Origin of the sequence: Sphingomonas sp. BAUL-RG-20F-R05-02, from assembly GCF_022662305.1 — a bacterium.
Classification (GTDB): domain Bacteria; phylum Pseudomonadota; class Alphaproteobacteria; order Sphingomonadales; family Sphingomonadaceae; genus Sphingomonas.
The window spans coordinates 1-11,952 of record NZ_JAKNQH010000022.1 but is presented as its reverse complement, the minus strand read 5'-3'; the positions used below and the strand labels follow the sequence as shown (position 1 = coordinate 11,952).

The 11,952-nt window shown below is 63.6% G+C and carries 13 protein-coding genes and 1 pseudogene; 9 read left to right on the top strand and 5 right to left on the bottom strand.

The genetic code is table 11. The features are described from left to right. Positions 1-254 precede the first annotated feature (254 nt). Entirely contained in the window at positions 255-716 is a 462-nt protein-coding gene (locus L8F97_RS20440) for a VOC family protein (RefSeq protein ID WP_242154304.1), read from the top strand. Between the two features lie 198 nt (positions 717-914). On the opposite strand, the pseudogene tnpC reads toward L8F97_RS20440, so the two are convergent. The 3 genes and pseudogenes from tnpC to L8F97_RS20425 all read right to left on the bottom strand — a co-directional run bounded on the left by tnpC (position 915) and on the right by L8F97_RS20425 (position 3,075). Beyond that, positions 915-2,469, bottom strand: a pseudogene (gene tnpC / locus L8F97_RS20435) (IS66 family transposase). 61 nt (positions 2,470-2,530) lie between these two features. Then, positions 2,531-2,878 carry an IS66 family insertion sequence element accessory protein TnpB gene (gene tnpB, locus L8F97_RS20430; RefSeq protein WP_242154303.1) on the bottom strand — a complete coding sequence of 116 codons (348 nt, stop codon included), beginning with the start codon at positions 2,876-2,878 and terminating at the stop codon, positions 2,531-2,533. Then, on the bottom strand, positions 2,875-3,075 hold the full coding sequence (locus tag L8F97_RS20425) for a hypothetical protein (protein WP_242154301.1): 201 nt from the start codon (positions 3,073-3,075) through the stop codon (positions 2,875-2,877). The genes tnpB and L8F97_RS20425 overlap by 4 nt, the downstream gene beginning before the upstream one ends. Positions 3,076-3,098: 23 nt before the next feature. Here L8F97_RS20425 and L8F97_RS20420 point away from each other — a divergent pair, with 23 nt between their 5' ends. After that, positions 3,099-4,325, top strand: a complete 1,227-nt coding sequence (locus tag L8F97_RS20420; protein ID WP_242154299.1) for a xanthine dehydrogenase family protein molybdopterin-binding subunit — start codon at positions 3,099-3,101, stop codon at positions 4,323-4,325. 6 nt (positions 4,326-4,331) lie between these two features. Here the strand turns inward: L8F97_RS20420 and L8F97_RS20415 are convergent, their stop codons facing one another. Together L8F97_RS20415 and L8F97_RS20410 are read right to left on the bottom strand one after the other, a co-directional pair. After that, positions 4,332-4,979: a TMEM175 family protein gene (locus L8F97_RS20415; protein ID WP_277925109.1), complete on the bottom strand. Its 648-nt coding sequence runs from the start codon at positions 4,977-4,979 to the stop codon at positions 4,332-4,334. A 6-nt stretch (positions 4,980-4,985) separates the two neighbouring features. After that, positions 4,986-5,816, bottom strand: coding sequence for an aldo/keto reductase (locus L8F97_RS20410; RefSeq protein ID WP_242154297.1), 831 nt, complete (start codon positions 5,814-5,816; stop codon positions 4,986-4,988). A gap of 275 nt (positions 5,817-6,091) precedes the next feature. On the opposite strand from L8F97_RS20410, the gene L8F97_RS20405 reads away from it, so the two are divergent. The 7 genes from L8F97_RS20405 to L8F97_RS20375 all read left to right on the top strand — a co-directional run bounded on the left by L8F97_RS20405 (position 6,092) and on the right by L8F97_RS20375 (position 11,283). Next, on the top strand, positions 6,092-6,385 hold the full coding sequence (locus tag L8F97_RS20405; protein ID WP_242154296.1) for a putative quinol monooxygenase: 294 nt from the start codon (positions 6,092-6,094) through the stop codon (positions 6,383-6,385). Positions 6,386-6,751: 366 nt separating this feature from the next. Next, the gene (locus L8F97_RS20400) at positions 6,752-7,444 is read left to right on the top strand and encodes an alpha-ketoglutarate-dependent dioxygenase AlkB (protein ID WP_242154295.1); all 693 of its coding nucleotides are present in this window, start codon (positions 6,752-6,754) and stop codon (positions 7,442-7,444) included. Between the two features lie 523 nt (positions 7,445-7,967). Further along, positions 7,968-8,216 (top strand): hypothetical protein, encoded by a 249-nt coding sequence (locus L8F97_RS20395; RefSeq protein WP_242154294.1) that lies wholly within the window; start codon positions 7,968-7,970, stop codon positions 8,214-8,216. 4 nt (positions 8,217-8,220) lie between these two features. Continuing rightward, positions 8,221-8,856 (top strand): cupin domain-containing protein, encoded by a 636-nt coding sequence (locus L8F97_RS20390; RefSeq protein ID WP_242154293.1) that lies wholly within the window; start codon positions 8,221-8,223, stop codon positions 8,854-8,856. Next, positions 8,849-9,721, top strand: coding sequence for an SDR family NAD(P)-dependent oxidoreductase (locus L8F97_RS20385; protein WP_242154292.1), 873 nt, complete (start codon positions 8,849-8,851; stop codon positions 9,719-9,721). The genes L8F97_RS20390 and L8F97_RS20385 overlap by 8 nt, the downstream gene beginning before the upstream one ends. 38 nt (positions 9,722-9,759) lie before the next feature. Beyond that, positions 9,760-10,209 (top strand): hypothetical protein, encoded by a 450-nt coding sequence (locus tag L8F97_RS20380; protein ID WP_242154290.1) that lies wholly within the window; start codon positions 9,760-9,762, stop codon positions 10,207-10,209. A gap of 162 nt (positions 10,210-10,371) precedes the next feature. Beyond that, the gene (locus tag L8F97_RS20375) at positions 10,372-11,283 is read left to right on the top strand and encodes an NADP-dependent oxidoreductase (RefSeq protein ID WP_242154288.1); all 912 of its coding nucleotides are present in this window, start codon (positions 10,372-10,374) and stop codon (positions 11,281-11,283) included. The last annotated feature ends 669 nt before the right edge of the window (positions 11,284-11,952 follow it).

Genomic DNA, 11,952 nt, shown 5'->3' with positions numbered 1-11,952 from the left:
CTGAAGCTGCTGAACGGCGGAATGTGGGTCTCGGCAGCCGCTGGCGGCCTGATCGCCGCCTGACCACGCTCGTCTGCTCGTAAGGCCGTTCGCATCCTGGAACTAGCTGCTTTAAGGGGGCTCGAAGCCTTTCCATTTCCCGTGTCCACCATCCCATGTCGGTGAAGTTTGCGGGGACGGGTTCTGGAAAAGCGGTTTACGATGGTGAACGGTCGCGCGGTAAGCACGGGCGGCATACCAGTGAGAGGGCAGTAATGACGGACGCCGCAAACGTAATTGCCGTGGACCACACAGGCTTCGCTGTGTCGTCTTTGGACGAAGCCGTTCGGTTCTGGACGGGAGCGCTCGGTTTCACGCTTGAGCGGCAATCGGAGATGGGGGGCGACTTCCTGCATCAGGTGACAGGTGTCGATGATCCGAGTGTGAAAACGGCGATCGTCAAGGCACAAGACGGCTCCGTGGTCGAACTGTTGGAATATTCAAACGGGCTCCAGAACGGCACGGTGCCCAACGGCGCGGGATCGATCGGAGCGGCCCACCTAGCTCTGACCGTTACAGATATTCATGCCGCCATTGCCCGCGTCGAGGCAGCAGGATGGAAGGCGAAAGGTAATCCGCTGCCGATCCCGGGTGGTCCACGGAAGGGAACGTTGGTGGCCTACGTTTCAGGCCCCGATCATATCACGATAGAGCTTATGCAGCCGGCAGCCCGTTAGCTGGCTGGCAGCAGCTTTGCCGCCTCATCATCCTTTGCGAAACCTGGCACGGCAGCGGACATGGCAGAGAATCAGCGCCTTCTGTGCCGCAAAACTGAACGGATGGCAGAAGTTGGGGAGCCAGGAAGAGGCCGCGAATGACCGCAAGTGGGTCGCTTGACCACGGACCTACAGTAAGCGTGGCTTGAGGGCCGCAGATTACGCGGCTAGCGCGATGGGCTGATCTGTTGCTCCCGCCCAGTGCCACGGCATGAGTTCGTCCCAGCGGCTGGCCGGCCAGTCGTCGGCGATCCTGGCGATGACGTCGGCGATGTAGGCCTGTGGGTCGACGCCGTTGGCTTTGCAGGTCTGGATGACGGTGTAGATGGCGGCGGCACGCTCGCCGCCTGCTTTGGAGCCGGCGAACAGCCAGTTTCGGCGTCCGACAGCGACGCCGCGCAGCGCCCGTTCAGCGATGTTGTTGTCGATCTCCAGCCGGCCGTCGTCTAGGAAGCGGCAGAGCGCGGGCCAGCGCTTGGTGCCATAGGCGATGGCCCTGGCCATGTCGGACTTGGGCGACAGGCGGCGAAGGGCAGCGTCGAGCACCTCGCGCAAGGCGTCGACCAGCGGCCTGGTTTGGTCCCGCCGGGCACGATGACGCTCATTCGGCGGCTGACCGCGCACTTTGGCCTCGACGGCGTAGAGCGCGCCGATGCGTTCGAGAACGTCGGTGGTCAGCGGCGGCGTGGACGAGCGCTCGTGCAGGTCGAACACCTTGCGTCGGAAGTGAGCCCAGCACGCCACTTCGGTAACGCCGCTGCGGTAGAGGCCGTCATAGCCGGCATAGGCATCCGCCTGGAGGAAGCCGCGAAAGTCGGCGAGATGCGCCTGTGGATGAGCACCAGTGCGGTCAGGCGTGAAGCGGTACTACGTCGCGGGCGGCGTCGTGCTGCCGGAAGCGCGGTCGTCGGCCGCATAGACCCACAGCCGCCCGGTCGCGGTCTTGCCCCGGCCGGGGTCGAGCACTGGCACCGGCGTGTCGTCGGCGTGGATCTTGTCGGCCTTGAGCACCGCGTCGCGGATGCGGCTGACGACCGGGTCGAGCAGCGCCGCGGCCTGCTCGGTCCAGCCGGCGAGCGTGGAGCGGTCGATGCCAAGGCCTTGCGCCGCCATCATCTCCGCTTGGCGGTACAGCGGCAGGTGGTGGTCGAACTTCGACACGACGACATGCGCCAGCGTCGTGAACGTCGCCTTGCCACGTGCAACCGCCTTGGGCGGTGCGGGCGCCTGAACGATCTTCTCGCAGGACCGACAGCTTTATTTCGGCCGCACCTGCCGCACGATCCGCCAGCGCACCGGCATGGCGTCGAGCATCTCGTGCGTGTCCGCGCCCACGCGGCGCAGCGTGCCGCCACAGTCCGGACAAGTGCACGCGCCCGATGCCGGCTTGTGGACGACCTCTTCGCGCGGCAGGTGGTCCGGCAAGGCACGCACCGGTGCCGGTCGTGCTGGCGTGTTGGGCGCGGCGGCCTCGACATCGGGAACGGCGCTCTCGGTTTCCAGCTCTTCCAGTGCCAGCTCGAGCTGCGCGATCTCGCGGCCCAGCTTCTCCGACGACGCGCCGAACTGCATCCGGCGCAGCCGCGCGATGTCCGCGCAGCGTGTCGATGAGCAGGTCGCGGGCGGCGAGCGCGGCATTGGCCCGGGCGAGCGAAACCTCTAGCGCGGCAATCCGCGCAGCGGCATCAGAGGAGGAAACGGGCGCTTCCGACATCCCGGTTGCATAGCAGATCGCATGCCGACGGGCGAGCAAAAGCCACGCAAAACCGGCGTTCTTAGCCTGCCAATGTCGGCACGAACGTCCGCTCCGGCCGACGCCAGTCAATGCCCTCCAGCAACATCGACAGCTGCGCTGGCGTCAGCGTCACCGAGCCGGTCGCCGTCACCGGCCAGACAAAACGGCCACGGTCGAGCCGCTTCGAGAACAGGCAAAGACCCTGGCCGTCGAACCATAGCAGCTTGACGAGGTGACCCCGCTTCCCCCGGAACGCGAACAGCGCGCCCGAGTGCGGGTTCTGCTCAAGCACCTGCTGCACCAGCACCGCGAGGCCGTCGAACCCCTTGCGCATGTCGGTCACGCCGCGGGCCAGGAACACCCGTGTCGGCAAGGGCGCCGGGCTCATCCCAACACCGACAAGACCCGTGCCAGCGCGCCGGCATCCACCGAGCTGTCCACGCTCACCCGCACGCCGCCCGGCAACTCAATGCAGATGAAGCCGGGCGTGGGCGTCGCCGGCTGCGGTGCAGGTGCGGCGACCGCGGCCACCCGCACCTCGGCGAATGCCGGCAGCGCGGGGACTACGCCGCCCAGCTTGCCCAATCGCGCCTGCTTGCGCCACGTGTATGCGCGCGCCCGGGGCGGCGACCGGCATGACGCTGTTCGAGATGGCGATCGACGAGATGGCCTATGTCGCCAAGGTCGATCCCCTCGAGTTCCGGCTCATCAACTACTCGCCCATCGATGCGATGAACGGCACGCCGTACACCAGCAAGGCGCTGCGCGAGGCGTTCCACGAGGGAGCCGAGGCGTTCGGATGGAGCGAGCGCTCGGCCGAGCCACGGTCGATGCGCGACGGCAAGGAGCTGGTCGGGTGGGGCTGCGCTACCGGCATGTGGGACGCGCAATTCTCCAAGACGTCCGCCAGCGCAAAGCTCACCGCTAACGGTCATCTGGAAGTGGCGTGCGCGACTTCGGATATCGGCACCGGCAGCTACACGGTGATGGCTCTGGTCGCGGCCGACACGCTCGGCCTGCCCCCTGAGCAGATCACCGCCAGGCTGGGCGACTCCGACTTGCCGACCGCCCCTGTGGAAGGCGGGTCCTGGGGTGCGGCATCGTCCGGCGCGGCGGTTCAACTAGCGTGCCAGGCGGTCTGCAAGAAGCTCCTGAAGGCGGCTGGCAAGATCGCCGGTGCACCGCTCGGCGAGGCGACCATAGACCAGGTGCTGTTTGAGGATGGCTGCATTGTGTTGAAGGACGCGCCGACCGTCCGGGTGCCGTTCGGCGACGCGATGCGTGCCGCGGACCTGACGCAGATCGAAGAGGAGGAGACCGCGGCCCCCGGCTTCGGCGACATGTGGAAGGGCATGCACAAGTCGAAGAACACCCACAGCGCGATTTTCGCAGAGGTGAAGGTGGACGAGGAGTTGGGCGTGGTGCGCGTCACCCGCATCGTCGATGCGGTCGCTGCCGGCCGCATCATCAATCCGAAAACGGCGCGCAGCCAGATTTTGGGTGGCGTAGTAATGGGCATCGGCATGGCGCTCCATGAGGAGACATTCTCCGATCACCGGCTCGGTCGCTGGATGAACCACAACTTCGCCGAATATCACGTGCCTGCGAATGCGGATGTTCACGACATCCAGGTGATCTTCGTTGACGAACCCGACCCCGAAGTGACCCCACTTGGAGTGAAGGGACTGGGCGAGATCGGGATTGTCGGCACGGCTGCGGCGATCGCCACGCGATCTACCATGCGACTGGCAAGCGGATCCGATCCCTTCCGATCACGATCGATAAAATCTTGGATTGATGAACCGAAGTCAGCATCCGCCATGCCGAGTCGATAGCCAATTTCAACCATTCTCCGGTTCTTGGTCTGGCTTGTATGTGGGCTTTGCTGGTGGAACGATGTAGCTCAACGTCACGATTCCCGCGACGATCAGTCCAGCACGCCAATTGTAGAAAGCTAGGGCGAAGGCTGCCCAATAGGCTCCGGCAGTGACGGCGAATTTGAGGGTTGTTCGCCTGAGGTAGGCGTCCGTCAAACGCTGGTCTGGAAGCCCCCTCGCGGTTGCATAGACCCAACGCACGAGCCACCACGTCGCAGGCGCTGCTGCCACGCCCAGATAGACCAGGACGGCGGTCTTGCTTTCCGCGTCACCGCCGAGATGCTCGATGAGCGGCCGCGCAGGAAATGGCGTGATGCTGACAGCGGCAAGAAAGCCGATGCTCAGCAGGTTGTAGCCATGATCGGTTTTTTGCAGAAGCTTGCCAGTAAAGTGGCTTGAAGCCCAGTAAAGACCTATCAGGATTACGCTTAGGGCGTAGGCCGCGTAGTCCGGGGCCAGCTTCAGGTACGCCGCTGCAAGGTCGCCGTCCTCAGGCTTCGGCGCGTGCAGTTCGACCACCGGAAGGGTGATGGCAATTGCCAGTACCGCGTCCATGAACGCCTCAAGGCGATCCGATTTGCGTTCGGTTGCTTCGAGAGAGGATATCGCCATACGATGCTAGAGCATTTCGAGCGGGTGGCCCTCGCCCGGCCGGGGAAATGCAGCGTCGAGTGTTGCAAGGTCGGCGTCGGAGAGGACGATATCTGCGGCCGCGCGGTTCTCCCGCACGTGTGCGATCGAACTCGCTTTCGGGATGGCGATGAGGCCATCGTGCCGCAACGTCCAGGAGAGTGCGACCTGCACAGGGGTTGCACCAACCTCAGCTGCGATTTTGTCGAGGGCGGGATGGCTTGAGAGTCGTCCCTGCTCGACGGGACTATACGCCATGACGGGCACTTTATGATCGGCAAGCCACGGCAACAGGTCCAACTCGGGGCCTCGGCGGACGAGATTGTAGAGGATCTGGTCGGTCACGCAGCCATCCCCGCCGGCAGCGAAAAGCTCGTCCATATCGTCGGTATCGAGGTTGCTGACACCCCAATGCCGAATTTTCCCCGCTGATTTCAGCGCCTCCATTGCCTCCACTGTCTCGGCGAGCGGCACCGATCCCCGCCAGTGGAGCAGGTAGAGGTCGAGCCGGTCGGTACCGAGCCGCTTCAGGCTCGCCTCGCACGCGCCGGCAAGGCGGGAGCGCGATGCATTCTGTGGATACGCCTTACTGACGAGGAACAACTGGTCGCGAAGGCTGCCCAGCGCCTCGCAGATCAGCGTTTCCGCAGCACCATCACCATACATTTCAGCGGTATCGACGAGCGTCATGCCCAGCTCGACACCGGCGCGCAGCGCGGCGATCTCATCGGATCGCCGCTCGGCACGTTCACCCATCTTCCAGGTGCCTTGACCCATCGAAGGAACGACGTCCCCGCCTGGCAGCGTCACGCATTTCATGTGCTTTCGCTCCGTCAAATGTTTTCGGCTCTCTGTTGAAGATAGGCGTATATGTTGGTCACTGCCACGGGCAAACTAACATTGGTACGCATGGCGTGGGCACCGGTTTTTCGTAGGGTGTGCACGGTTAGGATTGGCGCGTAATCGAACCGGTACGAAAAACTATCGTCTCTTCGACCAAGACGAAATCGATCGCTTGATGTGGTGCATCGTTCTCACACGCTCATTCGTCTTATAGTCGGCCGAAAGTCGGCCGTTTTCTTGAGGAGTTGGTCATGCCTAAATTTGCGCTGTACGTGCCGCTGAAGGCCAAGCCCGGTAAGGAAAGCGACGTCGCCGAATTTCTCACCTCGGCGCTACCGCTCGTTCAAGCCGAACCCGGCACCTTGACCTGGTACGCGATCCAAGAAGGCGGTGGCGAATACGCGATCTTCGACACATTCGATACGGAGGACGATCGGCAGGCGCATCTGGTTGGCAAGGTTGCCGCGGCGCTGATGGACAAGGCGGAAGAACTCTTCGCCGAGCCCCCGCAAATTCACAAAGTTACGCTCTTGGCGTCTAAATAAGGGACTGCTCGACGCCATCTCGATTAAGAACGGGGTGAACGGCAACCTATAGTTGGATGGGCTCGCTCGCAACAACCGGCGTCGCGGGCGGTAGCAGCCTTCCGCCTGGGTAATGGATGAGGGGCTGCTTTCGGGAAGCAGCCCCTCAGCTCTGAATGTCGCCTCGCTTTAAGTGAGCATCCGGCACGATCGATGCTCACCAGCCGAGATAATCGAGGAGTTCATTGTCATTCTCGACGGCTACTCGTGTAATCCGCGCGCGGGGTGAGGGAAGGCATGCCGCCTGTGACCGGTGTGGCGTGTCAACCGCGGGCGACTTACATAGTTAGGTGCGCAGCAGTGACGGCGACGCACAGGAGTTCCCCCATGGCTGCTAGACCACAAAGACAATATCCTACTCTCTTCGACGGCGAGGCAGTCGATTTGCCGGTGGGATTTTACTATTTGCCTAGCTGCTACGATGCGGCCGGACAGCGCGCTATTCTGGCGGATATCCGCGCGGTGCTCGCGGAGGCACCGCTCTTCCAACAGGCCATGCCAAAGACCGGGGCGCCGCTCAGTGTAAAGATGAGCAACGCGGGCACGTTCGGGTGGGTGACGGATCGCGAGGGCGGCTACCGATACCAATCGCGTCATCCCAAGACCGGAAAACAGTGGCCACAGATTCCCTCGAACCTGCTGGACCTATGGAAAGAGCTGACCGGGGAGGTGATACAGCCTAATCTATGCCTGATTAACTTCTATGATGGCGAGGCTCGGCTCGGGCTCCATCAGGACAAGGGCGAGTCCAGCCTCGACGCGCCGGTCGTGTCCGTGTCGCTCGGCGACGATGCGACGTTTCTCGTCGGCGGTATGAGTAGGAAGGATGCCGTGCGCCGATTGCGCCTGCGCAGCGGCGATGTCGTCTGGTTCGGTGGCCCGGCCCGGCTGATCTATCACGGAGTGGAGGGCATCGTGCCCGGTTCCTCGCCGTTGCTGACGGACGAAGGATTTACCGGAGGAGGCCGCATTAATCTAACCTTACGGCGGATCGAACGACCTGCCGACAGAATAACTTAACCGCGTCACGAATTTACCGCCTGATTCTACGTCAGCACGTTAGTGCTAGCAGCAGGGGCTAGCCGATCAATCTGTCCCGCCCAAAGTAAAGGTTGCTATTACAAGCCTTGGGTCATTCCGATCGGCAGGTCAGCGTCTATTCCTGCCTCCTTGTCCGACACAAGGTCGCTGAGGACTTTATCGCTTCAAGGATCAGAGACGTTCACGGACGCCGCTGATGATCTGCCGGGTGGTGTTTGCCACGACCTACGCCGCACCACAATCGCCCCTGGCCATCGACGTCATGAAGGCCTTCGCCTGCCTTCGACGGTGCGACCATCCTGATCGGCGGTGCACGTGGTTCGTCGTCTAAAAACTTTACTGTAGCTGTGAACCCGCCACAGTCCCCAAGGGTTTGTGCAGGGAACAGCGGAGCGCCGCTGGAACAGGAGAGATCGATGGCGACCGGTTTACTGAGAAATGGGGCGGACACCGTTTGCGCCATCGGCAAGGCCTCAATGACGCGCAAGATGGTGGAGGCTGCATGACGCCTTCGGCACTACCGCCCGTCCAGGGCGCGGCCGAACTGACGAAGTTCGACGTCACCATTTGCCGCTTTGACCCGGCCCAGGGGCCGGCGAGCGGGCAGGAGTTCGTGCTTCCGGTTGATAGCCCCGATGAGGAGCATGCGATCGCCTCGACGCTCGCCAATGCCGCTTCCTGGCCCGGCAAGGTCGAGAACGGACAGCCGCTGCCAGTCGCGTTCGCGGCCCTCCGCATCGCGCGGCGCTGAGCAGATGGACGATCTCGACACGCAGGCGGCCGACAACGCCGCAGTGCATCACGCTGCCAGCAAACCCGGCGGCAAGCCGAGCTTTGCGATGACGGATGGTGGTGGAGCTGACCCCACGCATCAGCACCTATTCCACCTTGCGAGTGCAGCGCCGAGCCGCTTCGACGGTGGCGACCTGCGCGGTGCTGTGGCGGACAACTGGTCGGTGCTTAAGGGGCAGCAGGGGTCGGTATATCTCGCGCGGCTCGCGCCCGGTGGCGTGCGCGAGCCGCACTGGCACCCGTCTGCCTGGGAGATGAATTTTGTCGTCTCGGGTAAGGTTCGCTGGAGCCTGGTCGGGCCGGGCGGCACCGGCGACGCGTTCGAGGGCAAGGCGGGCGATCTTGTCTTCGCGCCGCAGGGTCACTTCCACTATTTCGAGAACGCCAGCGAAACAGATGACCTCGTTGTTCTGATCGTTTTCAACACCAGCGTGGCCGAGCCCGACGACGACATCGGCCTGGTGGAATCGCTATCAGCGATCCCGCCCGACGTACTTGGCGCGATCTTCGGCGTGCCGGCCGACACGTTCAAGGCCATCCCTAAAAACCGCGATCGCGTTGTGATCGCATCCAAGAACAAGGAGCCGGCGAATGGCTGATCTTTCAGGCAAGGTAGCCGTGGTGACGGGCGCGGCGAGAGGGATCGGCCGGGCCGCAGCCGAAGCGCTTGCAAAGGCTGGTGCCGACGTTGTCGGGATCGACATCGCGGGGCCGGTCAGCCCCATTCTCGACTTGGCGGCCGCTACGCCCGAGGAGCTCTGCGCGACCGGTCGCGTGGTCGAAGCGACGGGGCGGCGCTGGCTGGCGATCACGCTCGATCAGCGGGATCTGCCGGCGCTCCGCGAGGCCGCCACCAAGGTGGTCGAGACGTTCGGTGCGATCGACATTCTGTTCGCCAACGCCGGTATCCAAGCGTTCAAGCCGATCTTGGAGATGGAGGACATCGACTGGCACGATCAGATCGACGTCAACCTAACCGGCACGATGAATGCCGTGCGCGCCTTCGCCCCCGCGATCCGCGACCGTGCAAAGGCGACGGGCCACGGCCGCGTTATCGTCACCAGTTCGACGCAGGGGCAGCACGGCACAAAGCATGGTGCGGCCTATTCGGCGACGAAATGGGGGATCATCGGCCTGATGAAGTCAGCCGCGCTGGAGTTCGGTGAGTATGGCATCACCGTCAACGCGTTGATCCCCGGGCTGATCGACACCGCGCTGACCCGGCACGAGGACCGATACGCTCAGGCAATAGAGGACGGCGGCAAGCAGCCGACCGGGGACGAAGCGAAGGACGAGCAACTGGCTAGGCAGGTGATGATTGCCAAGACGCCGCTTGGCGTGCCGTGGATCGACCCAGCGGACGTCGCGCCGATGGTCGTCTTCCTCGCCTCCGACGCAGCGCGAATGGCGAGCGGCGGCACCTATTCGGTGACCGGTGGCGACAGCGCGCACGGCGTGGCCTGATGGTGAGAGAGAAAGAGAGCGAGATGAACGGAACTCGCATGGCCGGCGCGATCGCAGGCGGGCTCGTCGCCGGACTTGGGATCACCGCGCTGATGATCGCAGGCGAGCGAAAGAGCGGCAAGCCGTCTGAACTTGCCGATCTTGAGCGCACAAGTGCACGCCGGCTTGGAGTCCACCCTGTGCCTCGGGCGGATCGCCTGCCCGATGCAGCCGAGCAGGCGGTCATCCAGGGCGGCCATCTGCTGCTCTCCGCGGCGGCCGGTGCCGTGTTCGCGGCGACGGTGAATGAGGACGCCGGGGTCATCCCGTCCGGCGTGGCCTTCGGCCTTGCCTTCTACGGCGCCATGCATTGGATCACCGGACCGCTCCTGGGCGTGAAGAAGCCTGAGTGGCAGGCGGACGCCGGCACGATCGGTATGCACGCCGCCAACCATGTTGCCTTCGGCATCGCGACGGCAGCGGGCGCAAAGCTCGCGGCCAAGACGTGATCGCGGTAGATCGGTCGATAGGGACGACCTTGTCGCGAGCGCGATCGATGTGGGCGAAGCGGTGCGCCCCCGACAAGCTAGATGACGGTAAACCCGCCCGACCGCGCATCGCCATACGGCGGTGCGCGTTAGGCGATAGGCTAAGCTTTTAGAGGGCAGACGATGAGAGCGGTACGCATCCACCGATACGGTGGTCTTGAGGTCCTCGACTATGAGGAAAGCGTCGCCGATCCCGTCATTGGCGCCGACGACGTGCTGATCGCTGCGGTCGCAACCAGTGTGAACCCGATCGACTGGAAGATCCGCTCGGGTACGCGGCAGAAAGACTTCCCGCTCAAGCTGCCCGCCATTCTCGGCAAGGACGTCAGTGGCACGGTACTGGCGGTCGGGCGCGACGTTCACCACGTCGTCGTCGGCGATCGCGTGATCGCACTCACCGATGCGACCTATGCCGAGCAGGTGGCGGTGCCGGGTAAGCTCGTGACCCATCTGCCTGACGGCGTCGATCCAATCGATGCGGCGGCACTGCCGCTGGTATCGATGACGGGCGACCAGCTCGTGCGGGTCGCGACGCAGGCCATGGCGGGCCAGACGATCCTGGTGAGTGGTGCGCTTGGCAGCGTCGGGCGGGCGGCCGTCCACTCGGCGATGAAGCTCGGCGCCACCGTTATCGCCGGCGTCCGAGGGCATCAGCTCGCGGAAGCGGAGAGCCTCGGCGCGCCGGCATCCGTCGCGATTGACGACGAGGATGCGCTGGCTGCGCTCAGCCAAGTCGACGGCGTTGCCGACACAGTGGGCGGTGACACGGCGGCGAGGCTTCTCAGGAAGGTCAAGGCAGGAGGTCGGTTCGGCTATACCTCGGTGCTGCCCGAGGACGCCGCCAAGCATGCTTCGATCGAGATCAGTCGGGTCTTTGCGCAGCCGGACCCCGCAAAGCTTCGTGAGTTCGCCGACGATCTGCGCGACGGCAAGTTCGTGCTGCCGATCAACCGGCGCATGCCGCTCAGTGAGGCTCGAGCAGCGCATGAGCTTCTAGAGAAAGGCGGGGGCGGGAAAGTTGTGCTCACAATCTAGATCGATCGGCTGACCATCCTGACCACCAACGGGGAGAGGAAACCGGCACCTTCTGATCGGGGTGCTGTCGAACCAAGGTGGCAGGCGCCCATCCCGGCTCATAGCATGGCCAAATGCCTTATCCGGAGCCAAGCCGTCCTCTCACTCCGGCGCCTCAACTCCTCACCCTTCGTGATCTGGCTGATCGTGCGCATATGCGTGCGCTTTTCCTTGCCGGGCATGAGCGAAGCCACAGCATTTCCATCTGTCGATACGCGCTTGCCGCCAATTCCTCGCCTACAGCAATCCCAACATTGTCATGCTTCCCATTGAGCCACAGAAGCGAAAGAGCTCAGAATCTCAATGTTTCGGCGCGCGATGCCGGAGAGTGTCGAAGGAAGGAGCGAGAGCATAATCCTACTGATGAACGAATGTCCGAAGCTGGAGAGGAAGAATTGCCTGTCGAACGGCCGGAAGTGGGTCATCGCCCCCGTATGGGTCGAAGCAGATGTCGTTGGGCCACTTGCAAAGCCCAACTCTTGGAGCCTCACCCAATCGCATTGTGGATCACGGCGAGCTTCTCCCTGGCATGTCCCACTTCAATCGTGTTCATGCCGTCTCCGTCTTGTGGCTGTGAGAAGCTCAATGAACACGGCCGCTTCGCAGGCCCGGCCGTCCTCCCACGGACTC